This is a genomic window from Streptomyces sp. NPDC036984 (assembly GCF_055607665.1).
Window position 1 is genome coordinate 88,197 of the sequence record NZ_JBVJRL010000009.1, and the last position, 22,599, is coordinate 110,795.

21 protein-coding genes and 3 pseudogenes are annotated in these 22,599 nt (G+C 72.1%); 12 read left to right on the forward strand and 12 right to left on the reverse strand.

Translation table 11 applies throughout. The features are described from left to right. Positions 1-116: 116 nt before the first annotated feature. From sph to ACZ7DL_RS18645, 3 genes and pseudogenes are all read right to left on the reverse strand, one after another. Positions 117-1,100 (reverse strand): sphingomyelin phosphodiesterase, encoded by a 984-nt coding sequence (gene sph, locus ACZ7DL_RS18635; protein ID WP_470775243.1) that lies wholly within the window; start codon positions 1,098-1,100, stop codon positions 117-119. Positions 1,101-1,258: 158 nt separating this feature from the next. After that, the gene (locus ACZ7DL_RS18640) at positions 1,259-1,417 is read right to left on the reverse strand and encodes a hypothetical protein (RefSeq protein ID WP_470775244.1); all 159 of its coding nucleotides are present in this window, start codon (positions 1,415-1,417) and stop codon (positions 1,259-1,261) included. A 212-nt stretch (positions 1,418-1,629) separates the two neighbouring features. Beyond that, positions 1,630-1,773 (reverse strand): annotated as a pseudogene (locus ACZ7DL_RS18645) (aldo/keto reductase); the annotation flags it as partial. Positions 1,774-2,014: 241 nt separating this feature from the next. Between ACZ7DL_RS18645 and proP the strand changes: the two are divergent. The 3 genes from proP to pgm all read left to right on the forward strand — a co-directional run bounded on the left by proP (position 2,015) and on the right by pgm (position 6,253). After that, entirely contained in the window at positions 2,015-3,496 is a 1,482-nt protein-coding gene (gene proP / locus ACZ7DL_RS18650) for a glycine betaine/L-proline transporter ProP (RefSeq protein WP_470775394.1), read from the forward strand. Positions 3,497-3,652: 156 nt separating this feature from the next. Beyond that, positions 3,653-4,492: a chitosanase gene (locus tag ACZ7DL_RS18655; protein WP_470775245.1), complete on the forward strand. Its 840-nt coding sequence runs from the start codon at positions 3,653-3,655 to the stop codon at positions 4,490-4,492. Positions 4,493-4,612: 120 nt separating this feature from the next. Then, positions 4,613-6,253: a phosphoglucomutase (alpha-D-glucose-1,6-bisphosphate-dependent) gene (gene pgm / locus ACZ7DL_RS18660; RefSeq protein ID WP_470775246.1), complete on the forward strand. Its 1,641-nt coding sequence runs from the start codon at positions 4,613-4,615 to the stop codon at positions 6,251-6,253. A gap of 42 nt (positions 6,254-6,295) precedes the next feature. On the opposite strand, the gene ACZ7DL_RS18665 is transcribed toward pgm, so the two are convergent. Together ACZ7DL_RS18665 and ACZ7DL_RS18670 are read right to left on the reverse strand one after the other, a co-directional pair. Further along, positions 6,296-7,213: an SGNH/GDSL hydrolase family protein gene (locus ACZ7DL_RS18665; protein WP_470775247.1), complete on the reverse strand. Its 918-nt coding sequence runs from the start codon at positions 7,211-7,213 to the stop codon at positions 6,296-6,298. Positions 7,214-7,378: 165 nt separating this feature from the next. Further along, positions 7,379-7,636 (reverse strand): DUF5133 domain-containing protein, encoded by a 258-nt coding sequence (locus tag ACZ7DL_RS18670; RefSeq protein ID WP_470775248.1) that lies wholly within the window; start codon positions 7,634-7,636, stop codon positions 7,379-7,381. Positions 7,637-8,294: 658 nt separating this feature from the next. Between ACZ7DL_RS18670 and ACZ7DL_RS18675 the strand changes: the two genes are divergently transcribed. From ACZ7DL_RS18675 to ACZ7DL_RS18685, 3 genes are all read left to right on the forward strand, one after another. After that, positions 8,295-8,948 (forward strand): maltokinase N-terminal cap-like domain-containing protein, encoded by a 654-nt coding sequence (locus ACZ7DL_RS18675; RefSeq protein ID WP_470775249.1) that lies wholly within the window; start codon positions 8,295-8,297, stop codon positions 8,946-8,948. A gap of 273 nt (positions 8,949-9,221) precedes the next feature. Then, a complete protein-coding gene (locus ACZ7DL_RS18680) occupies positions 9,222-11,084 on the forward strand; it encodes a M1 family metallopeptidase (RefSeq protein WP_470775250.1) in 1,863 nt (620 codons plus the stop codon). Positions 11,085-11,169: 85 nt separating this feature from the next. Beyond that, entirely contained in the window at positions 11,170-12,009 is an 840-nt protein-coding gene (locus ACZ7DL_RS18685; RefSeq protein WP_470775251.1) for a lysozyme, read from the forward strand. A gap of 17 nt (positions 12,010-12,026) precedes the next feature. On the opposite strand, the gene ACZ7DL_RS18690 is transcribed toward ACZ7DL_RS18685, so the two are convergent. Further along, the gene (locus ACZ7DL_RS18690) at positions 12,027-12,506 is read right to left on the reverse strand and encodes a MarR family winged helix-turn-helix transcriptional regulator (RefSeq protein WP_470775252.1); all 480 of its coding nucleotides are present in this window, start codon (positions 12,504-12,506) and stop codon (positions 12,027-12,029) included. A gap of 57 nt (positions 12,507-12,563) precedes the next feature. Between ACZ7DL_RS18690 and ACZ7DL_RS18695 the strand changes: the two genes are divergently transcribed. Continuing rightward, positions 12,564-13,391, forward strand: a complete 828-nt coding sequence (locus ACZ7DL_RS18695; RefSeq protein WP_470775253.1) for an alpha/beta fold hydrolase — start codon at positions 12,564-12,566, stop codon at positions 13,389-13,391. Between the two features lie 217 nt (positions 13,392-13,608). Here ACZ7DL_RS18695 and ACZ7DL_RS18700 read toward each other — a convergent pair whose 3' ends face one another. The 3 genes from ACZ7DL_RS18700 to ACZ7DL_RS18710 all read right to left on the reverse strand — a co-directional run bounded on the left by ACZ7DL_RS18700 (position 13,609) and on the right by ACZ7DL_RS18710 (position 16,593). Further along, positions 13,609-14,664, reverse strand: a complete 1,056-nt coding sequence (locus ACZ7DL_RS18700; RefSeq protein WP_470775254.1) for an MBL fold metallo-hydrolase — start codon at positions 14,662-14,664, stop codon at positions 13,609-13,611. Positions 14,665-14,887: 223 nt separating this feature from the next. Beyond that, positions 14,888-15,775, reverse strand: coding sequence for an alpha/beta hydrolase (locus ACZ7DL_RS18705; RefSeq protein WP_470775255.1), 888 nt, complete (start codon positions 15,773-15,775; stop codon positions 14,888-14,890). Between the two features lie 323 nt (positions 15,776-16,098). Further along, entirely contained in the window at positions 16,099-16,593 is a 495-nt protein-coding gene (locus ACZ7DL_RS18710) for a nuclear transport factor 2 family protein (RefSeq protein ID WP_470775256.1), read from the reverse strand. A gap of 332 nt (positions 16,594-16,925) precedes the next feature. Between ACZ7DL_RS18710 and ACZ7DL_RS18715 the strand changes: the two genes are divergently transcribed. Then, positions 16,926-17,855, forward strand: a complete 930-nt coding sequence (locus ACZ7DL_RS18715; RefSeq protein WP_470775257.1) for a LysR family transcriptional regulator — start codon at positions 16,926-16,928, stop codon at positions 17,853-17,855. A gap of 414 nt (positions 17,856-18,269) precedes the next feature. After that, positions 18,270-19,625 carry a serine/threonine-protein kinase gene (locus ACZ7DL_RS18720; protein WP_470775258.1) on the forward strand — a complete coding sequence of 452 codons (1,356 nt, stop codon included), beginning with the start codon at positions 18,270-18,272 and terminating at the stop codon, positions 19,623-19,625. A gap of 108 nt (positions 19,626-19,733) precedes the next feature. On the opposite strand, the pseudogene ACZ7DL_RS18725 reads toward ACZ7DL_RS18720, so the two are convergent. Further along, positions 19,734-19,922 (reverse strand): annotated as a pseudogene (locus tag ACZ7DL_RS18725) (NAD-dependent protein deacetylase 1); the annotation flags it as partial. Here ACZ7DL_RS18725 and ACZ7DL_RS18730 point away from each other — a divergent pair. Continuing rightward, a pseudogene (locus ACZ7DL_RS18730) lies at positions 19,858-20,067 on the forward strand (hypothetical protein); the annotation flags it as partial. The pseudogenes ACZ7DL_RS18725 and ACZ7DL_RS18730 overlap by 65 nt on opposite strands. Here ACZ7DL_RS18730 and ACZ7DL_RS18735 read toward each other — a convergent pair. Continuing rightward, a complete protein-coding gene (locus ACZ7DL_RS18735; protein WP_470775259.1) occupies positions 20,040-20,201 on the reverse strand; it encodes a hypothetical protein in 162 nt (53 codons plus the stop codon). The pseudogene ACZ7DL_RS18730 and the gene ACZ7DL_RS18735 sit on opposite strands and share 28 nt — an antisense overlap. A gap of 30 nt (positions 20,202-20,231) precedes the next feature. On the opposite strand from ACZ7DL_RS18735, the gene ACZ7DL_RS18740 reads away from it, so the two are divergent. Both ACZ7DL_RS18740 and ACZ7DL_RS18745 read left to right on the forward strand, forming a co-directional pair. Beyond that, entirely contained in the window at positions 20,232-20,558 is a 327-nt protein-coding gene (locus ACZ7DL_RS18740; protein ID WP_470775260.1) for a molybdenum cofactor biosysynthesis protein, read from the forward strand. Continuing rightward, positions 20,555-21,289 (forward strand): DUF8017 domain-containing protein, encoded by a 735-nt coding sequence (locus tag ACZ7DL_RS18745; RefSeq protein ID WP_470775261.1) that lies wholly within the window; start codon positions 20,555-20,557, stop codon positions 21,287-21,289. The genes ACZ7DL_RS18740 and ACZ7DL_RS18745 overlap by 4 nt, the downstream gene beginning before the upstream one ends. Before the next feature lie 12 nt (positions 21,290-21,301). Here ACZ7DL_RS18745 and ACZ7DL_RS18750 read toward each other — a convergent pair whose 3' ends face one another. After that, positions 21,302-22,450: an FUSC family protein gene (locus ACZ7DL_RS18750; RefSeq protein WP_470775262.1), complete on the reverse strand. Its 1,149-nt coding sequence runs from the start codon at positions 22,448-22,450 to the stop codon at positions 21,302-21,304. Positions 22,451-22,599: the final 149 nt, after the last annotated feature.

Consider the following 22,599-nt stretch of genomic DNA (forward strand, 5'->3'; position numbering starts at 1 on the left):
CCCCCGGGGGGGGACGGGGGGCGGGGGAGGCTGGTGGCACCGTGGGGAGCCCCCCACCCAAAAGGGGAGGGGGACGCCCCCCGCTTTCGGCGGGCCCCCGCCGCCGTGTGCCGCGTCTACGGGGCGAGGGCGCGCAGCGGGTAGTGGTCCGAGAGGTTCGTATACGTGTACGACGTCCCCCAGCTCGTCACCGTCCAGGGCGCCGACTGCTCCGCGACGACCTCGTTCCGCCACCCGGCCGGCCGGGCGTTGCCGGCGCGGGCGAGGACGTAGTCCAGGTCCTCGCGCGGATCGTCGGGGTAGCGGTCGTGGGCGATGGAGTTCTCCTGCGTGTCGAAGGAGTACGGGTGCCCGGTGCGGGCGTCGACCCCGGCCAGGTCCGCGTCGGCGAGCATGGTCGTGTACTCGGCGCTCCGCGAGTCGACGTTCAGGTCGCCCGCGACCAGCACCTCCTCGTTCGCGGGGATGTTCTTGGCGTCCAGGAAGGCGTCGATGGTCCGGAACTGTCGGGCCCTCATCTGCGCGGCCTCGCACGCGGCGCACCCTGCGTCCGTGGACTGCGTGTGCGTGCCGACGACGTGCACCCTGGCGCCGCCGACGTCCAGCACCACGTACGCGAAGCCCTTGTCGGACCACCAGTCGGCGCCGCAGGCGTCCTGGTAGATGTACTGCTCCTTGCGCAGGATCGGCCACTTGCTCAGCACGGTGACCCCGCCGTCCTCGGGGGTGCTGGCGGAGTACGCCCCGCCGGTGGCGTCCCAGCCGTCCCGGCTCCGCCCCACCACCGGGGTCTGGTACGGGTATGAGGCCGCCGCGGCGCGCTTCAGCGCGTCCGACGCGGAGTTGTCGAACGCCTCCTGGAGGACCACCACGTCGTTGCCCCGGAAGAAGGACGCCTTCGGTATCTCCGCGGCCCGGTGGTCCTGTCCCCAGTTGGGGTACAGGTTCTTGCTCATGAGGAAGACGTTGTACGTCAGGACCCGCAGCGCCGGTGCCGGTTCGGCGGCGGCGGCCGGTGCCGGCCCGGCGATCGCCGCGGCGGGCAGGGCGAGGGCGAGCACGGCCGCGGCGAGGGCGCGGCGCGGTGCGAAGGGCGTCACCGGATCTCCCTGTCGACGAGGGGCTGAGTGGCGCCGCACATCAAACCATCCGGGATTACCCACAGGTAACACCCCGGCGCGCATCGGATGGCGCACGGCCGAGGAACAGGGGAGAGCGGCTGCCCCTGCCCGACGTGAACGTTCGGGCAGGGGAGGCGTCAGGCGGAGGTGGCGGGGTCCTCGTCGTCGCGCAGGTCGGGCTGGCATGCGCGGCACAGCTCGTGGTCTCCGTCGCGGGTGACGACGGTTCCCCAGCCCAGGCACTGCTCGCAGTCGCGGGCGAGGCTCAGGTCGGGAGGGGGAGGCAGAAGGGGCATGTGAGGGGCTCCGTGTGCCATACGGTGAGCGGCTCCTTGAAGTCGCGGGGGTGTCGCGAGGGCAGGGATGACAACGCTGTCCGAATGGCTTCCATTATGTCCTACTTTTCCCTTATGTCTGTGATGTGGGTCACAGTTGCGATGGCTATCCCAGCTGGCCCAGCCGGGCGTCCCGCCACAGGTCGACGCCGCCGTCGGTGGTGTACGTGTCGATCTCGGCCAGCTCCGAACGGGCGGTCGTCGCCGAAGTTGTGCCAGTAGCCCAGGGACAGGAGCGGGAGGTCCAGTCCGGAGCGGCCGGTGCGCCGGTAGCGCATGGTGCCGTCGTAGCGAGCGGGGTCCGCGACGTGCGTCATCGGGTTCTTCTCCGGGTGGTGCCGTAGGGGTGCCCCTGCGTGTGCGCACGGGCCCGTCCACCCTGCTTCCTTGTGCCGCGCAAGTCCAACCGCCGTCCCGGATGGGATTGCGTGGTTCCGTTTCTTGATCGGACACAGGGGCAGGCGGTGATCGACGAAGCGAGAGAAGGAGGCGCTCGTGAGCGGTGCGAGGTCCGGTGGGGAACGGCAGGCCGGGAGCAGGGCGCGGGTACCGGGGGCCGTGGCCCGGCTGCCGCATCAGGTCAGGGAGGAACTGGCCCGCAGGTTGCGCCGCAACCGGCGGGCCTTTCGCGCGGACGACGTCCAGGTCGTCGAGCCTCCGTTGCTCCGGCGCGCGGTCGGCGCCTCCGCGCTCGGCAACTGCATGGAGTGGTTCGACTTCGGCGTCTACAGCTACCTCGCCGCCACCATCGGCAAGGTGTTCTTCCCGGGCGCCTCTCCGGCCGCCCAGGTCATCTCCTCGTTCGCGACTTTCGCCGCCGCCTTCGTCGTGCGGCCCCTCGGCGGCCTGGTGTTCGGGCCGCTCGGCGACCGGATCGGCCGGCAGAAAGTGCTCGCCACCACCATGATCATGATGGCGGCGGGCACCTTCGCCATCGGCGTCATCCCGGGATACGCGACGATCGGCATCGCCGCGCCCGTGTTGCTCCTGCTGGCCCGCATGGTGCAGGGCTTCTCCACCGGCGGCGAGTACGGCGGGGCCACCACCTTCGTCGCCGAGTACTCCCCGGACCGCCGGCGCGGGTTCCTCTCCAGCTGGCTCGACTTCGGCACCTTCGTCGGCTACGCGCTCGGCTCGGCCCTGGTCACCGCGCTCAACCTGGCCCTGACGGACGACCAGATGCTCTCCTGGGGCTGGCGGGTCCCGTTCCTGATCGCCGGACCGCTCGGCGTGATCGGCCTCTACATGCGGCTGAAACTGGAGGAGTCCCCGGCGTTCCAGCAGCAACTGGACGACCACGAGAAGGCCCTGGCGCGGGAGTCGGCGGGCAGCGAGTTCAAGGACATCGTCCGCAACCACTGGCGGGCCCTGCTCGTCTGCACGGGCCTGGTGCTGCTCTACAACGTCACCAACTACATGGTCACCGGCTATCTGCCGACCTATCAGACCGAGACCCTTCACCGCTCCAGCGGCTCCGCGGACCTCCTCGTCCTCGTCGGCATGGTGTGGATCGTCGTCCTGATCACCTTCCTCGGCCGGCTCAGCGACCACGTGGGCCGGCGGCCGCTCTACGCCGTCGGCGCCGCGGCGCTGATCGTGCTCGCCGTACCCGCCTTCCTGCTGATCAAGGCGCACGGCACCTGGCCGCCGATCCTCGGCGTGCTGCTCCTGGCCACCCTGCTGGCCTGCTTCGCCGCGCCCAGCGCGGCCACCCTGCCCGCCCTGTTCCCGACCGCCGTCCGCTACGCGGCCATGGGGATCGGCTTCAACTTCGCCGTCGCCGCGTTCGGCGGCACCACTCCGCTGGTCACCGCCGCGCTGGTCGACCTGACCGGCGACGACCTCATGCCGGCCTACTACCTGATGCTGGCCGGCGTCATCGGGCTGCTCACCGTCAGGTTCCTGCCGGAGAGCGCCCAGGTGCCACTGAAAGGGTCGCAGCCGATGGTCGGTTCGCGTGAGGAGGCGCGCGAACTCATCGACACCTCGCAGGAGTTGTACGCCTTCACGCAGGAGCGCGAGAGGGCGCGACGCGGCTGAACCGGCCGTGGCCGGGGCGGGGCCGCAGGGTACTGTTCGATCCTACGAACTTCACGCGCGCCGGGTTACCGGCCCTCCGTTCCTTTGATAGGAAACTTTCCTACCAGTACCGGTGCGGGCCAACTCCCCACCCCCCACCAGCCTTTGGAGCCCCCTGTGGTGCACGCAGACCGTGACACAGCAGCCCTCTCCCGCCTCTCCCGCCGGACCGTCGTGGCAGCGCTGGGCGCCGTCGCCTCCGGTGCCCTCCTCGGCGCCTCCCGGGCCGGCGCAACCCAGGCCGCCGCGCCGGGCCTGGACGACCCCGCGAAGAAGGAGATCGCCATGAAGCTGGTGTCGAGCGCGGAGAACTCCTCGCTCGACTGGAAGGCGCAGTACAAGTACATCGAGGACATCGGCGACGGGCGCGGCTACACCGCGGGCCTCATCGGCTTCTGCTCCGGCACCGGCGACATGCTCGACCTCGTCCGGCTCTACACCGACCGCAAGCCCGGCAACGTCCTCGCCCCATACCTGCCCGCCCTGCGCAAGGTCAACGGCACCGACTCCCACAGCGGTCTGGACCCCGACTACCCCGAGGACTGGCGCAAGGCCGCCCAGGACACCGCCTTCCAGCAGGCCCAGAACGACGAACGCGACCGCGTCTACTTCGACCCCGCCGTCGCCCAGGGCAAGGCCGACGGACTGCGCGCCCTCGGCCAGTTCGTCTACTACGACGCCATCGTCATGCACGGCGACGGCGACGACCCGACCAGCTTCCGCAACATCCGCAAGCGGGCCCTGCGCTCCGCCGAGCCGCCGGCCCGGGGCGGGAACGAGGCGACGTACCTCAACGCCTTCCTGGACGCCCGGGTGTGGGCCATGAAGCAGGAGGAGGCGCACAGCGACACCAGCCGCGTCGACACCGAGCAGCGGGTCTTCCTGCGCAAGGGCAACCTCGACCTGAACACCCCGCTGGACTGGAAGGTGTACGGGGACAGCTACCACATCGGCTGAATCGCGGCCGTGTGGTGCGTCCCGGCCGGTGGGACGGTGGGGCGCACTCGCACGGCACGCCGCTGACGAGGAAAGATGGGCGGTGAGCGAACGACCCCACCGATGCGGAGGAACGCACTCATGCCGCACGAACGAGCCGGCCGGCCGGCCGGTCCCGAGGACCTTGTCGACGTGGCCCGGCTGGTCACGGCGTACTACACGCTGCATCCCGACCCCGCCGACCCGGGGCAGCGGGTGGCGTTCGGCACCTCGGGGCACCGCGGTTCGTCCCTGGCGAGCGCCTTCAACGAGGACCACATCGCCGCCACCAGCCAGGCCATCTGCGAGTACCGCGCCGCCCAGGGCACCGACGGGCCCCTCTTCCTCGGCGCCGACACGCACGCCCTGTCGGAGCCCGCGAAGGCCACCGCGCTGGAGGTGTTCGCCGCCAACGGCGTGACCGTGCTCATCGACAGCGCCGACGGCTACACACCCACGCCCGCCGTCTCGCACGCGATCCTCACCCACAACCGGGGCCGCACCGCCGGCCTCGCCGACGGCGTGGTCGTCACCCCGTCGCACAACCCGCCCGCCGACGGGGGCTTCAAGTACAACCCGCCGAGCGGGGGCCCGGCCGCCTCCGACGCCACCTCCTGGATCCAGGACCGCGCCAACCAGATCATCACGGGCGGCCTGAAGGACGTACGCCGGCTGCCGTACGAGCGCGCGCTCGCCGTCGACACCACCCAGCGCTACGACTTCCTCGGCACGTACGTCTCCGACCTACCCGGAGTCCTGGACCTGGACGCCGTCCGCGCGGCCGGCGTGCGCATCGGCGCCGACCCGCTCGGCGGCGCCTCCGTCGCCTACTGGGGGCGGATCGCCGAACAGCACGGCATCGACCTGACGGTGGTCAACCCGCACACCGACCCCGCCTGGCGGTTCATGACGCTGGACTGGGACGGCCGGATCCGCATGGACTGCTCCTCGCCGTACGCGATGGCCTCCCTCATCGAGCAGCGCGACCGCTTCGACATCGCCACCGGCAACGACGCCGACGCCGACCGGCACGGCATCGTCACGCCGGACGCGGGCCTGATGAACCCCAACCACTATCTCGCCGTCGCCATCTCCTACCTGTACCGGCACCGCGACCAGTGGCCGGCCGCGGCCGGCGTCGGCAAGACCCTCGTCTCCTCCACCATGATCGACCGGGTCGCCGCCGACCTCGGCCGTCAACTGGTCGAGGTGCCCGTCGGGTTCAAGTGGTTCGTGGACGGACTCGTCAGCGGCGCCCTCGGCTTCGGCGGCGAGGAGTCGGCCGGCGCGTCCTTCCTGCGCCGGGACGGCTCGGTGTGGACCACCGACAAGGACGGCATCATCCTCGCCCTGCTCGCCTCCGAGATCACGGCCGTCACCGGCAAGACCCCGTCGGAGCACTACGCCGGCCTGACCGCCCGCTTCGGCACCCCTGCCTACGCCCGCATCGACGCCCCCGCGACCCGCGAACAGAAGGCGCTGCTCGCCAAGTTGTCGCCGACGCAGGTCACCGCGGACATGCTGGCCGGGGAGGCGGTCACCGGTGTCCTCACCGAGGCGCCCGGCAACGGCGCCGCGATCGGCGGCATCAAGGTCACCACCGAGAACGCCTGGTTCGCCGCCCGGCCTTCGGGCACCGAGGACGTCTACAAGGTGTACGCCGAGTCCTTCCTCGGCGCCGACCACCTCGCCCGGGTGCAGGAGGAGGCCCAGGCCGTGGTGCTGGGCGCGCTCGGCGGCTGACCGGACCGCGGGGCGGCCTCCGTCACGAGGCCGCCCCGCGGCTCAGCCCCGTCCGCGCCCGTGCTCCAGCCGGGCCAGCACGGCGTGCGCCATGACCTCTTCTCCCTTGGCGTTGGGGTGTGCGGGGGCCGCGGGCGAGGCGGGCTGGAGCGGCTCGATCCAGCGGTCCGCGGGCGCCTTGCACATGTCGTGGCCGACCGTGGGGCCGTAGGTGTCCACGTATTCGGCCCGGTTCACCCCGGCGACCAGCCGCAGCATCAGGTTCAGCCGCTTCTCGGTGTCCCGCAGGTAGGGGAAGTCCTGCCGTGCGAAGGGGACCTGCGGGAAGCAGCCGCTGCCGTCGTCGGGCAGCAGGTCCGGGTAGCCGACGACGATCACCCGGGCGTGCGGTGCCCGGGCGTGCACCTCCCGCAGCACCCGGTCGACCTTCGGTGCGGTCCGCGCGACGGTGAGGGACAGCTGGTCATAGCCGGCGGCCCGGTAGAAGCGCTCGCAGGGGTTGCCCGCCGGGTCCTGGGCGGCGAGGCGGGCGCAGGTGCCGATGATCGAGCCGAAGCCGACGTCGTTGCCGCCGATCTGCAGCGTCACCAGGTCCGTGTGCCGGTCCAGCGCATCGAGCTGGGGCGGGTTGCCGCCCTGCGCCTGCCACATCTCGGCGGTCGTGGCGCCGCCGCAGCTGACGTCCGTGAATGTGGTCACCTGCCGTCGGGCGGCCACGAGCGAGGGGTAGTTGCGGTCCGAACGCGCGCACTCGGTGTCCACCTGGTGCGGGATGCCGGGGCCCGAGGTGTAGGAGTCGCCGAGCGCCACGTAGGCGGTCCGGTGGCCGGGTCCGGCGGGGTGTGCCGCGGCCGGTAGCGTGCCGGCGGCGACGAGCGCGCAGCCGCCCAGCGCCACTCCGAGCACGGCGGTCCGCCGCCGGCCTCCAGCCCTGCCCGCCGGACGCGTGTCGTTGGTCATGAATCCTCCCCCTGAGACCGCTGCATCGCGCGGTGACGGCACCGGAGAGCGGCCCTCGCGCGTTCGACCGGGCCTGTATACCGTCCGGTAGGTCTCGCCGACCAGAAGCGGGGTGCAAGGAGTTCAGGGGGAGGGCCGGGCAACAGCCCTGAGGGGGAGGGTGGTTCAGACGCCGGACGGCTGCTCCGCCGGCACGGCCGCCTGGAGCAGGGAGTCGTCCTCCGGGCGGGCCCCGGACAGGCGGTGCCGGGCGGCGATCAGGGCCATGTCGACGTCCTTGGTACCGGTCGCCACGCACAGCGTGTAGGAGATGTCCGCGAGCCGCTGCCGGGCCTGGGGTGTGCTCTCCTCCGCCCCGAGCAAGGTGAGGGCCTCGTACTGGGCGATGAGGTCCTGCAGTACTGCGGGGTGTGCCATGAGCATGCGCTCCGCCTCCTTGATGGGTCGCCGACGTACGAAGCTGCTGCGCGCCTACCCCCTGATCCGCCGAGCATGCCCGCGCCTCCGACGCCTCCCGTCCGCATGTCCCCGACGCCGCCGGCCCCGACCCGGCAGGGCCCGACACTCGCGGCGCGCCCGGTGGGTCGCCCCTCGGCCGGGTCTGGTCAACGTCTCGTCCGCGCCGATACCGACGCGCGCACCACCCAATTGCTGGTGGCGGGGTCGCTCGCACGGTCGGTCGGTGTGCCACCGACGAGCAGTTCGGCGACGTCGGTGACGGAGCCACGGGGCGTCGTCGGCGACCGGGACCGTCACGAGGATCTGGTAGCCCTCGCCGGGGGCCGACCTGTGTTGCTCCTGTCGCGTGACAGTCCGTCATGGCGCGGTTTGCGGCTGAGCGATGGGTGCGCAGTCCGGACAGCGTGCACGACGGGGTGCGTCGGCGGGCGGCCCCACACGGCTGCGCCAGGCGCATCACTCGATCGCCGCCATGGGCCATCCCTCCCCGCTGGCGGACCTCCTGACGGGTCGTCTGCTGGTGATCACCTCACGGCGCTCCCGCCGGTGGCCTCCCCGCTCCGGCGTCCTGCCGTATGAAAAGCTGCCAGGGACTGATCAGCGCAACGGGAGGCCCATCGGCATGGCGATCATCCACCACACCACCATCAAGCCGACCAAGGTCGAACTGCTCGCCGAGTGGCTGCCCACCCGGCCGTGGTACCGCGGTGGCGCGGCCCCGGTACTGGAGAAGTCCGGCGGCTTCCGGCTGGACGATCCGGAGGGCGAGGTCGGCATCGAGTTCATGGTGGCCACCGACACCGCCGGCCCCGAACGGACGGCCTACTTCGTGCCGCTCACCTACCGTGGGGCGCCGCTGGAAGGTGCCGAGCACGCCCTCGTCGGCACCATGGAGCACGGCGTGCTGGGCAAGCGCTGGGCCTACGACGGCTGTCACGACCCCGTGCTGGTCGCCGAGTTGCTGTCGCTGATCGAGGGCAGGGCGCAGGCGATGGCCCAGAGCGTGTCCGACACCCCCGACCACGAGGTCACCCGCTCGTACACCGGCGCCCCCTTCGACCTGGCCGGCTTCACCCCGGCACCGGCCGACGACCAGGACGGCACCCGCCTGCCCGCGCCCCACGGCACGACCCTGCAGGTGCACCGGGTGCTGGAGCCGGTCGTGGAGAACCCGCCGCAGCCTCCGCGGGGTGCGGTCGGCCATGTCGCGGGCGGCTGGCCGGGACCGGGCGACACGCGTCTGCGCGCCGTGTTCATGGCGCTCCGCGCCGGCTGATCGACCAGGCCCGGGCCGGGGACCGGCCGTAGCGGGGAGGGAAGGCGGGCCCGTGCACTCGGAGCGGGTTCGCCCACTTCCCCTTATCTCCTGGCATGGACTGGTCAAATCTGCCACTCTTTCGGCAGCCTCGCCCCTGACCCCATGCGGGCGTGGCCGCACCGCTCGGCACAACGATCGCGCAAGCCCCGTCCACGCCCGCCCCCGGCGCACCCCGGCCGGCCGGGCGGTCATCGAGCAGGCCGGACCCCGGCCGCCGCAAAGGAGTAGCGTGTGAGACCGACCCCCCACAAGGCCCTCGGCGCGGGTGCCGTCACCGTCGCCGCGCTGGCCGCCCTCTCCCTCCCCGGCGCACCCGCCGCCGCCCAGCCGGCCCCGTCCCCCGTGGCCGCCGCCTGCACCCCGGCCCAGGTGGTCGGCAACGGCGGCTTCGAGAGCGGGACATCACCGTGGACCGCATCCTCCTCCACCGTGGTCACCAGCCGCTCCGGGCAGACCGCCCACGGCGGCAGCTCCTACGCCTGGCTCGACGGCGTCGGCAGCACGCACACCGACACCCTCACCCAGAGCGTGACGATCCCGTCCGGCTGCGACACCGCAACCCTCAGCTTCTGGCTGCACATCGACACCGCCGAGACGACCTCGTCGATCGCCTACGACAAGCTCACGGCCAAGATCGGCAGTACGACGCTGGCCACCTGGTCGAACCTGAACAAGAACACGGGCTACGTCCAGAAGTCCTTCGACGTCTCGGCGTTCGCCGGCCAGACCGTGAACCTGTCCTTCACCGGAACCGAGGACTCGAGCCTCCAGACCAGCTTCGTCCTGGACGACGTCGCTCTCGACACCTCCGGCGGCAGCACCCCGCCCACCACGGACGCCACCCGCACCCCGGCCGCGCCCGCGTACACCGTGAACCTGAGCAGCGACACGAGCGGCACCGTCTGGACCGGGCACGAGAGCGTGACCTTCACCAACGCCTCCGCCACCGCGCTCGGCGAGGTCTATCTGCGGCTGTGGGACAACTACCACGGCAGCTGCGACGCGATGCCGATCAAGGTCGGCAACGTCACCGGCGGCACCGCCGGAGCCCTCTCCGTCGCCTGCACCGCCCTGAAGATCTACCTGCCGGCCCCGCTCGCCCAGGGCCAGAGCGCCACCATCGGCTTCGACCTCGGCATCACCGTGCCCAGCGGCGCCGACCGCTTCGGCCACGACGGCGCGTTCAGCTTCCTCGGCAACGCCCTGCCCGTCCTCGCCGTCCGCGACAGCGCGGGCTGGCACCTGGACCCGTACACCAACAACGGCGAGTCCTTCTACTCCCTGGCCGCCGACTTCAAGGTCACCCTCGACCATCCGAGCACCCTGCTCGTCCCGGCGACCGGCACCTCCACCGACACGCCCGGCTCCAGCGGCCGTACGGTCACCACGGCCACCGCCACCAAGGTCCGCGACTTCGCCTGGGCGGCCGGACCCTTCACCAAGATCTCCGGCACCTCGGCCGCCGGTGTCCCGGTGAACGTGTACTCCGTCTCGGGCATCAGCTCCTCCAGCGCCCAGTCGATGCTCAGCACCGCCAAGACCGCGGTCGACGCCCACGCCTCCCGGCTCGGCGCCTACCCGTACGGCGAACTGGACGCGGTCATCGACAACAACTACTGGTTCGGCGGCATGGAGTACCCCGGGTTCGTCCTGGACCTCGTCAGCACCACCGCGCTCACCCACGAGATCGGCCACCAGTGGTGGTACGGCATCGTCGGCGACGACGAGTACACGAGCCCCTGGCTGGACGAGTCGTTCACCGACTACGCCACCGACCTCGCCCTCGGCAAGACCGGCAGCAACTGCTGGAGCAGCGTCTCCTGGGCCTCCAGCGCCGAGAAGATCACCAACTCCATGGCGTACTGGGACGCGCACTCCTCCCGGTACTCCACCGTCGTCTACGGCTACGGCAAGTGCGCCCTGCACGACCTGCGGCGCGTCATCGGCGACACCGCCATGGCCAAGCTGCTGAAGGACTACGCGACCGCACACTGGTACGGCGTGTCCACCACGGCCGAGTTCAAGGCGGCGGCCCAGGCCGCCACGACCACGGACCTGACCTCCTTCTGGACCCAGCACCGCATCGAGGGCTGACAGGCACCCACATGGGCTAGAAACCGGCCGCGGATGGCTTCATCGGGCGGTACCCGGGGTGCGGGACGATCCGACCCCGGGTCAGATGGAAACCGTGCGACGCTCCATCTACACCTTCCGCGGCCGGTCCCGCCTGTGTCTCAGTGGCGCCCTTGCCGGCCTCCTGCTCCTACTCTCCAGCCCCCAGGCCGTATCCGAGCCGACCGGGGGCGTACCCGAGCGCGGCAGCGCCTACATGGGCATCGGTGTCCTCTCCCATGACGGCACCACCGGCGCCCTGCCCCCGGACGGCCGCACGTCCCAGATCGAGGGCGTGGACGTCTCCAGCCATCAGGGCGACGTCGACTGGCCGACGCTCTGGGACAGCGGCACCAGGTGGGCCTATATGAAGGCCACCGAGGGGACGTACTACACCAACCCCTACTTCACCCAGCAGTACGACGGCTCGTACGCCACCGGCATGATCCGCGGCGCCTACCACTTCGCCACCCCGGACACCGCCGGCGGCGCCGCCCAGGCCGACTACTTCGTGGACCACGGCGGCGGCTGGTCGAAGGACGAGAAGACCCTCCCCGGCGCCCTCGACATCGAGTGGAACCCGTACGGCGACGCCTGCTACGGCAAGTCCAAGAGCGGCATGGTCAGCTGGATCCGCGACTTCCTGAACCGCTACAAATCGCGCACCGGCCGGGACGCGGTCATCTACACGGCCACCAGCTGGTGGTCCGACTGCACCGGGGACTACGCCGGCTTCGGCGCGACCAACCCGCTGTGGATCGCGCGCTACGCCGCCACGGTGGGTCCGCTGCCGGCGGGCTGGTCGGCGTACACGATGTGGCAGTACACCTCCACCGGCAAGACGGTCGGTGACCACGACCGCTTCGACGGTTCCCAGGACCGGCTCGAGGACCTGGCCACCGGCTGACCGCCCGGGCGGTGTGCTCAGTCCACATCCACGTCGGCGAAGAGCGCGTGCATCGCGCCGAGCACCCGCAGGCACGCGTCGACGTCCGTCATGGTCAGCTCGCCGTCCACGCGGCGCAGCAGCTCGTGCTCGCGGGCCCGTACGGCGCCGATGGCCGCCCGGCCCGGGTCGGTGAGCCGGATCAGCGAGGACCGGCGGTGCGCGGGGTTCGGCGTGCTCTCCACCAGGCCCTGGCGCGCCGCGTCGTTCACCATGCGCTGGACGAACTGCCGGCTGAGCGCCAGCGTCCGGCCCATCTGGGGCACCGTCATGGCCCCCCGGGCGCACAGCAGATCGAGCACCGCGCGCACGCCGACCGACAGGCCCTCGATCGGCGCGGCCTCCTCCACCTTGCGCTGCACCCGCCGGTAGAGCGGCCCGACCAGGTCGAAGACCTCGGTGAGGCGTTCGGCCAGCTCGTCCGGTGAGGCTTCGGGGGTGGTGCGATCGTCGTTCATGGGACCAGGATGACACCTTGGTTGCCAACTCCGTCAAAAAATGACACCTTAGGTGTCATGACTCTCGACTTGGCATCCACGCCCGTCCGTTCGCTCCCGACCGACGACGGCTCCCTCGCCTACCGTGAGGCGGGCTCCGGTACGCCCCTCGTCTTCCTGCACGGCGGCTTCGCCGACCACCGCATGTGGGAGGAGCAGATCCGGGCCTTCGCCCCGAGCCACCGGGTCATCGCGTGGGACGCCCGCGGCCATGGCGCCTCCGACAACGCTTCCGGGCCCTTCCGGCAGGCCGACGACCTCGCCGCCCTGCTGCGGGGTCTCGACGCCGCCCCCGCCGTGCTCGTCGGCCTGTCGATGGGCGGGGGCATCGCCGTCGACTGCGCGCTGGAACACCCCGAACTGGTCCGCGCGCTCGTCGTCAGCGGGGTCGGCACCAGCGAACTCGCCTTCGAGGACCCGTGGGTGCTGGGGGTGGTGGCCGATCAGCAGCGGGCCCTGGCCGCCGGGGACCTGGCCGGCTGGGTCGACGCGTTCGTGCGGTTCGCCGCCGGCCCGCACCGCGAGGTGGCCGACCTCGACCCCGGCATCGTGCGCGGACTGCGGGAGATGGCTCTGGGCACCCTGGGCAAGCACACGCCGGACGAGCCGAACCACCTGGTGCCCGTCACACAGACCTGGGAGCGCGTGCCGGGCATCAAGGTCCCCCTGATCGCGATCAACGGCGCCCTGGACTCCGCGGACCACCTCGCCATGGCCGCCCGTCTCGCGGACCTCGTCCCGGGCGGCCGCACCGTCGGCGTCCCGGGCGCGGCCCACTACCCGAACATGGAGAACCCGGCCCGCTTCAACGCCGAACTCGCCTCCTTCCTGGAGCAGTTGCCGTAACCGCCGGCGCCGGCCTCCCTCAACTTCCCGCGGGCGGCCGCGCTGATCTCCTCCGACGTCGACTCCCGGTACGAGGGGAGCGGGAGTGGCGGCAGGAGCGAGGGGGGTGGGGACGGCCGGACCGAGCGGCCACCGTCCCCACCCGCCCGGCCGAGGCCGACCCTTGGACGTCGTTTCTCTCGGCTGAGGTTCGTGCTGTGGACCGGCCAGGTTGGTGTCAGTGCGGGGTGAGAGCCTCCGGGGCTGCCGACGAGACGGAACGAGGAGAGTCCGCGCCCTTCTGTGCATGGTCCGCGCAGCCGGCGCGAAGCTGGGTGGCGTCCTCGGCGGTCAGCTCCCTGGCGACGGCCTTGATGTTCTCCTGCACGATGGTCGGCAGGTCCGCTACCGGCGGATGGGCGGGATAGGCGCGCTCCATCCCGGTGATGATCGTTCTCTGTTCGTCGGGGGTGACCGTGCCGCCCTCGGGGGAGTCCGGGGCGACGGCCGACCGGACGAGGCCGCGGAACCGCTGGAGGTAGCGGCGCTGGTCGTCGATCAGCGCGCGGGCCGGACCCGGGGCCCCGTGCCCCGGGTACATCGTTGTGGCCCCGGGGAAGCGCCGGCGCAACTGAGCCAGGATCCGGAGCCAGCCGCAGCTGTGCCCCTCGATCAGCGCGGGCGTGACCTTCCTGGCCGCCAGGTCGCCGGAGAAGAGGTCGCCGGTGTCGGGGCGGTAGTACACGGTCGCGGTGTCGGACTCTCCCTCGGCGAAGCCGGCGGTCTCGAAGCGTTGACCGCCCACCTGCAACGGTGTGCCGTCCTCGAAGGTCCGGTCGGCGTACCTGAGTTCGGTTGGGAAGCGGGGGTTCGCCGAACGAGCCAGCGGGTAGAAGCCGCGCCTGTCCTCCCGCATGGCCTTGTCGGTCGCCCTGGACGCGTAGACGGACGCCTCGGGAAAGGCCTCGTGGAAGGCGCCCGCCCCACCCACATGGTCGGGATGGGAGTGGGTCAGCAGAATGGCTGCGACGGGTTCGCCGGTCTTCCTGATCTCCGCTATCGCCTTCCGGGCGTCGGCCGGCGTGCGCAAGGTGTCGATGAGGACCAGGCCTTCCGGTGCCTGGATCCAGTAGGTGTTGACGGAACCCGGGTTGGGTGAGGCGAACCGTCCAGGCCGTGCCGCCTTTCCGCCGAGCGCTTCGGAGGTGTCGTCGCTCGAACAGCCCACCACCGACGCGATCACGCATACGGTGGCGGAGGCCGCGGCCAGCAGGTGCCGCAATCGCTGGTTCATCGGGAGCCTTCGTGATGTCGGGGGTGCGAGGGAGCGGTGAAGGCCCCGCGGTGAGCGAGGGCCCAGAGGCGAAAGGGGCGGGGCGGACGACCGGTCACCTCCCCACGGTGGGGTGGACCGGCAGATCGACGGCCCGGCGCACCAGCGTGCGGACCGACTGCCCCGTCCGGGAGCGCCTGGACGACCTCGCCACCGACAAGGCCGGTAGCTCCGGTGGCACGAATCACCGCAGGGTCCTGCCGAAGTGAGCCGCCACCGTGTCCACCGCGAGCGTGACCTGCGGGTCCTGGTCGTAGAAGTCGAACTGGGTGCCTTCCGTCCACAGGATGTCCTTGGGGCCGGCCAGCCCAGCGTGGAAACGGCGGGCGCCGTCCGGGATGGCGGCATCCTCGCTGTGGACGAGCTGGGTGGGCTGGGTGATGCGCGGCGCCAAGGCGATGGAGTCGTAGGTGAGCCAGTCTTCCCACGCCATCACGGCGAACCGGTTGGGCCAGGCGGGGATGGAGCCGCGAGCGGGGTTGAGGTAGAAGTCGATGTCGTAAGGCATGGCAGCGTGTTCGTCGGTGGCGCTGACCACCGGGACGTAGTCGATCTCGCCGGTCCGCGCGAACCGGGCACGGGCCTCCCGGGCGATCTCGATCTTCTGGGCGACCGCGTCCGCGCCCCCGTAGGCGGCCTCGCAGATCGCGGCGTCGTGCAGCCAGGGTGCGACCAGGGCAAGGGAGCCGACGCGGTCGTCGCGGGCCGCGTTGTCGGCCATGTACATCGCGGCCGCACAGATCCCCAGGGCGCCCAGCCGGTCGGCGTCGATCGACGGGTGGGCGGCCAGGAACGTCACCGCATGGTGGATGTCGCGGACCTTGCGCGCCGGGTCCTCCACGTCGCGCGGTTCGCCTCCGGACTCGCCGAAGCCGGCGAAGTCGAACGACAGGGCGGCGTAGCCGCGGTCGGCCAGCCGTTCGGCGTACCGGTCGGCCATCAGCTCCTTGACGCTGGTCCAGGTGCCGGCCACCACGATCCCCGGCGCCGGGGCCCCGCTGTCGGGCAGGAACAGGTTGCCGGTCAGCGTGGTCCCACCGCTGGGGAAGGTGACCTTCTGCTGGGTCGTCACGAACAGTCCTCTCTAGGTGATCAGTTGGCGTAGGGGAGGTCGGCGCGGATGGCGTCACGGCCGGAAGGGCGGCCGACGTCGATCACCTCGGCCCGGGGTGAACGCGGCCACCAGGGCGTCGAGGTCCTCGGCGTTCACGGGGCGTACTCGGGCGGCGACGGGCTCCGGCACCTCGCCCTGCATGACCGGGCCGGCGCGGGACGGACTCGGTGCCGCCAGCATGCCGGGTCCGGAGTGATGCGGTTCGCGGGGCCCGGAGTGGTTCTCCGCGCAGGCCTACGCGGGGAGGGAAGCGGCCGGCAGGACGGCGCTGTGCCATCGGCTCATCCGGCCGCCTTCGCCGCCAGCGCCATCAGCTCCCTGTTGCCGTCGGCCCAGGCCACCGTCATCAAGACACCGCTGATCTTCCACTGCCCGTCGGTGCGGACCAGGTCGAATCGGTAGGTGCCGCCGAGCGTCCACAGCGGTGCCCCGAACGGGTCGGCCAGCCGATGGGTGGCCTGGAAAGACGCGGTGCACACGGCCGTGTCGCCCGCCAGCGTCACGAGGTGGTTGGTGATCAGGTGCTGGGTCGCGTCGAACCCGCCCAGCACCTGAGACCAGGCGTCCACGATCTGCCCCGGCGACAACACGGCCGGTTCACCGCCGTTCAGGCTCGTGTAGTCCAGACGCACTTCGTCGGTGAACACGGCCTTGAGCGCCTCCCACTCGCGCTGGTCGGCGTGCCACCCCATGCGCGTGCACACCTCGACCACGGCCTGGCGCTCCATGTGGCGAAGCAAGTCCGCCCCGAGGGCGGGACGGTCGGTCGTGCTCACTGAGCCTCCCCTGTCATAGCGTTGAGCTTGTCTTCGACGGCTTCCGCCTCAGGCCGCGGCGACCGGCGCGCCGCACCGGGTCCTCGCCCGCGCTGCGGCGCATCCGTGTCTGCGGGCGCCGACCGGGCCGCAGTCCAGTTCGCCGGCCCGAATGCCGGAGCTTGCGGAACCGCACGCCCCTGCACAGTCGACGCCCCGGCACCGTCACGCCTCGGTGGCCCGCCGTTCCGGTAGCGCGCCGTTGCGGTCGGCAGGAAGATTCTGAATGCGGCAACGCTCTGGGAGGAAACAGCGAAATCTTGTGCCGGGCACCGTAGATCGTTGTGGCCGCTATGGTGTTCGACGTGAGCGACATCGACCTTCGGCATCTGCGTTCGTTCCTGGTGGTGGCCCAGAAGCGGTCCATCACCGGCGCCGGGTCGGCGCTCCATCTGACACAACAGGCGGTGTCGACGCATGTGCGGCAGCTGGAACGCTCCCTGGGCGTAGACCTCTTGGTGCGCACCTCACGCGGCGTGCTGCTCACTGCCGCCGGAGAGGAGCTCGCCGCCGGCGGTGCGACCGTCATCGACGACGTCGCCCGCTTGGCAGCACGGGTCCGCGCCGTGGCCGGCGCCGAGACCGGCACCCTTCGTCTGGCCTGCTGTCCCGCCGCGACCACCTTGTTCGCCGTCGATGTGGCCGATGCCCTCGAGGCGGCGGTCCCCGGCCTGCAGGTGACATTGAACGGGGTGCGAGACCCCCGACAGGAGCTCGAGCTCCTCGTGGACGGGAGTGCGGACGCGGCCTTCATGTGGCTGCCGCTCGGTGACGTCGGGCTGCACACCGCGGTCGTCCGCACTGATCCCCGAGCCGTGGTGCTGTCCACTCGCCATCCGCTGGCCGACCGTCCCACCCTGACGCTCGCCGACCTTGCTGACGATCCGGTCGTACGTCCCGACGTCCTTGCGTCACCGGAAGCCGATCGGTTCTGGCTCGCGGACCCCCGACCGGACGGCCGACCCGCACCACGCGGCCCGGTGGTGCCCCAGGTAGAGGACTGCCTGCTGGAAGTCGGCCGCGGCCGCGGCATCTGGTTCGCCCCGCAACCGCTGCACGCACTGATGCCCGCCGGCAACGTGCGCTGGATCCAGGTCACGGACGCGAAGCCCTTCGACCTCGCAGTGGTGTGGAACGACGGCGCCCCGCAGTCTCTGATCACGCGCCTGATCGCCGAGGTCCGCACCGTCATGGAACGCGCTGGGCACCTGGAGGTCGCCTGAAGCCGCGACGCGGATCACCCCGGCTGGGGGCGCAGCCACGACCTCGGCTAGTACTGGCAGCGGTCGGCCGGCTTTGGACGCCGGCGCCCGCATCGCGCATCCGCCGGCGATGATGCCGCCGCCGGCCGACGCGGAGCTCCGCTGATGGGGTGTCGGCGAGGCGGCGTCACCGCGACCTCGACAGTAGCTACGTGATCAACCACTGAGGGTGGCTGCGCCGCCCTGCGCCTTCCGGTCTCGTACCGGGTTGCCCTCCGGCGCTCGGTCCGGGGATAGCCCGGTATCTCGCGGGTACTTGCGTGCGACACGGGTTTGGTGATGGGCGGGCGCAAGGATCGCCATGGAGGCAGGGGAGAGGTAATGAGGCTCCGTGAGTCGGCTGGCGTGCTGGCCTCTAGGTTTTCCACGGAGATATTGGCCGGCCGCTACCGCCTGGACGCTCGGATCGGTTCGGGCGGCGCCGCGGACGTCCACCGCGGGTTCGACCTGCGTTTGAGGCGAGCGGTGGCGGTGAAGGTGTTCCGGCCCGGTGTCGGCGTCGCAACGGAGGACGCCTTCCGGAGCGAGGTCGAGATCGTGGCGCGCCTGCACCATCCGGGGCTGGTCACCGCCTACGACGCCGGGTGGCACGACGGACGCGCCTACCTGGTCATGCAACTGATCGACGGCCCCACGCTGAGAGGCCGCATCGCCGAAGGCCCCCTGTCTCCCCAGGACACCGCAGCACTCGGCGCCGCCTTGGCCGAGGCGCTGGCTCACGCGCACGAGTCGGGGATCGTGCACCGTGACGTCAAGCCGTCCAACATCCTCCTCGAAAGCTCGGGTCGGTCGTACCTGACCGACTTCGGTATCTCCCAGCCGGTCGACGCCTCCACCCGCACCGCCACCGGCACACTCGTCGGCACCGCCGCCTACCTGGCCCCTGAGCAGGTGCTCGGCCAGCCCGTGGGCCGGCCCGCCGACATCTACGCCCTGGGTCTCGTCCTTCTCGAATGCCTCACAGGCAGGCTCGAATACGACGGCGGGCCCCTCGAAGCGGCGATCGCGCGGCTCCACCGCCAACCCATGGTGCCCAGCACCCTGCCGACGGAACTCGCCGTCCTGCTGCGGAACATGACGGCGCGCGACGAGCCGGCCCGCCCGACGGCACTCGAATGCGCCCGGACACTGGCCGCGCTCGCCGGCACGGCCCTCTCCGTGCCCACCCCGTCCACGGCCGAAGCCACGGGCATGGTCAGGAATCGGGAACGGACCCAGCAGGACACCCCCACGCACTTGAACCCGCTGGGCGCCCCGCGTCGAGCCGTTGCGAAGACCGCGCCCGCTCGCAGCCGTGTCCTGGTGGCCGGTGGAGCCGTCGCCCTGACCGCCGTCCTGGCCACCACTGCCGCCGTCGTCGACAGCCACCGACCGAACGACGTGAAAGCACCTCGGGCCGCCGGCCGAACCGCTGAAGAAGGCGCCCCGAAGGGCACCCCCGCAGCACGGAACGACACCTCCGCCACGCCCGCGGCTCCGCCGTCCTCCCCGCGCGAGGTCTCCGTCGGGCTGCGTCGCGCCGCCGCCCCCGGACAGAACCCCGCTCCCGCATCCGACGGCCCGACTCGACGACCCGCCGACTCGACCGGCGCCCCTGGCACCCCTGATCAGCCCCTGGCCGACAGGGGAGCGGAGGCCAGGACGAAGCCGCAGGGAGCGGGAGAACAGCGCGGCAAGGCAAAGAAGACCGACAAGACCCCGGAGAAGGGGCGCAGCGACTCCAGGAAGTAGGCGGCCACAACCAGACCAGGATTCGGGTTCGAACGGGGCCTGCGGCTGGGCACGCAGGTTCGCACCGGTACGGCTGAGGCCACCGCGAGCGATGACCCGGCCCGAACTCTACGTCGCCGTCTCGCCTTCGACGGTGATGTCCAGTCGATCGGCCGCGGTGGTGAGGGCTGCTCCGAGGGGGAGCGCGACGCCGGTGACAGCCGGCTGGTCGCCCCGGGTCGGGTTCCGGTCGATGACCAGCACCGGCTTGTCGGCCTGCGCCGCCTGGCGGACGAACCGCAGCCCGGACATCACCGTCGCACCGCCATCGTGCCCGACCGGATTCCGCCGGCCAGGCGCGGCACGGCCTCGGCGCTGGTCGGGCTGGGCCTGCCGGTGGGCGGTCTTCGGCCCCAACCTGGCGGCCGTGGCGACTCATTCGGGCACGGTGGGCGCGGCCGTGACGGCCGTGGAGAACGGCGTCCCGGCGATCGCCGTCAGCACGGGCGGGCTGGAGGTTCCCGTCCCCGACCGCATCCGACGACGGCCGAGGTCCGCGCGGGCCTCGGCATCGTCGGCGACCGGCACTTCAACCATCCCGCCCACCGCAACGCGTCGATCACCCTCATGGCGGCCGAGCGGCTGCCGCAGCCGGGTCCGTACGCCGCCGGCCTGCTGCGGACCCGGCGCAACGTCCTGCTGCGCGGGATCGACATCGACGCCTGCATCGGCACGACGGTCTTCCTCGACTGCGGTGCCGGCCCGGTGGAGCTGGAGGTGCGCAGCGCCGCCCGGCCCTGCGCCTGGATGGACACCACCCTCGGCCCCGGCGCCCAGCGCGCGCTGCGCGGCGGCGGGGGAGTGCGCTGCCGGCCGCTGACCGACGGCGTTCTCACCGTGGGCCCCGCCCTGTTCGGGGTGCGGCAACCTGGGGACACGGCGCACACCGAATGAGTACGACGACTCAGGTGCCGCCGCCGAAGATCGTGAAGGCTGAGGGCATGACAACGCCGACGCCCTCCCCGATGACGTATCCGTCGCCTCCCTACCCCGCCCGGCCGCCACGGCAGGGCCGAGCGCGGTGGCTGGTGGCCGGGCTCGTGGCGCTGCTGGTCCTGGTGGGCGCGGCGGCGGCCGTCTGGTGGACGCGCGGCGGGGACGACGGCCCGCTCGCGGGCCGGCCCCGGGTCACCGACACCCGCGCCGGACTCTCCTACGGCGTCCCGGACGGCTGGAAGCACGACAAGGCCAAGGACAAGCACCTGATCGGCGCGTTCTCCTCGCAGATCAGCAGCGTCCCGTCCGGCGAGTCCGCCGAGACCGGCGAGACCGGCGAGTCCGCCGAGGCCGGCGGCACCGTGCTTGCCGGCCGCGCGGGACAGACCGTGCCCGAGGCCGACCTGGACCGGGCGGCGGAGTCGGCCGCCCGCTCCAACGCCGAGTTCTTCTTCCCCGACCAACCGGCCACCCAGGAGGAGTCGCACGCCACCACCGTGGACGGCCAGCCGGCGCACACCGTCGTCCTGCGGATCAAGGGCGACGACGGCAGCGCGCGGCTTCGGATGACCGTGGTGACGATCCACGGCGAGCGCACCTCCTTCCTCCTCGGCCTCAGCACCGACGCGGCGGACCCGTCGGTCACCGAGGACGTCGACACGGTCGTCGCCGGCGCCACCGTCGACTGACCGCCGGCGCGCTCAGGTGCCGGAGGCGACCAGCTGGTCGGCCAGCCGGTGGGCCTGGGCGAGCAGGGCGCCGTAGGTGGCGACCTTGTCGGGGTCGTCGGTCGTGGAGCGGGCCAGGTCCCGGCGCAGCTCCGCGAGCGTGCCGCGCAGTTCCTCGACGGCCCCGCGCAGCTCGTCCTCACAGTCGTCGCCGAACCGGCTGTGGCTGTAGAGCCGCAGGGCGTGGGCGGTCTGGCACAGGAACTCCGAATACCGCCGGGCGAGTCCGGGGTGCGGCCGGGGCGCCGAGCGGTCCTCGGCGGCCGCCTCCAGCACCGTACGGGTCACTCCCGTGGTGTGCACGGCCGCGTAGTCCAGCACCACGACCGCGTCGTCGTACCCCTTGCCGGAGAGCGGCACGGCGCCGGTGCGGCGACGGCGCAGGTTGGCACGCAGGCTCTCCCGGCCCCACTCGACCGCGGAGCGGGCCTGGTCCACCAGCCGGTGCAGCCGCAGGGCCCGCGCGTGCCAGGCGCCGGCCTCCTCGGCGTCCCAGCGTCCGGCGGCCAGCCCGTCGGCCACGGCCCGCAGAATGTCGTGGGCCTCCTCGGTCGCGTCCCGCAGCACGGCACGGGTGTCGCGCAGATACAGCGGCGGCCGGATCAGCGCGTTGACGGCGATGCCGACCACCGCTCCGAACAGGGCCTCGGCGAGCCGGGCGGCGGAGGTGGCGACGGTGACGGACCCGCCGGTGAGGACGAACAGTGCGCCGGTCGCCGCGCAGATGCCCTGGCTGCCCAGGCGGCGCCACTGGCCGAGCAGCATCGCGAGCGGGAGCACGACCGCCATCGCGGCCACCGTGCTGTGCACACACAGCCCGACCGCCGTGGCCGCGACCGTGCCGGCCGCGATCGCCGCGAGCTGCTGGAGACCGTTCGCGATCGACCGGTACACGGTCGACTCCACCAGCACGACCGCCACCCATGGCGCCACGAACGCCACCGGCGCCCGCAGCCACCAGCCCGCCACCGCCCAGGCCACCCACGCGGCCAGCGCCGCCTTCACCGCCTGCACGGCCAGGTCCCGCTCCCGGCACGGCCCCGCCCAGGCGCGCCGCGCCGCCCGCGCCGCCGCCGACAGGTCACGCCGTACGCCCCACCAGGTCACTCGTATCCCACGCACGGCGCCCCGGGTGCCACCGCCGGCGCCACTCATGCCACCCGCCCGCCTCCCTCACCGCCCCCGCACCACGCACCCGGGCCCTGGAGGCGAGCCGGGAGGACGGAAAGTGCCGGATCGCCCAGGACGCACCGGGGGAGCCGTGGTCGAAA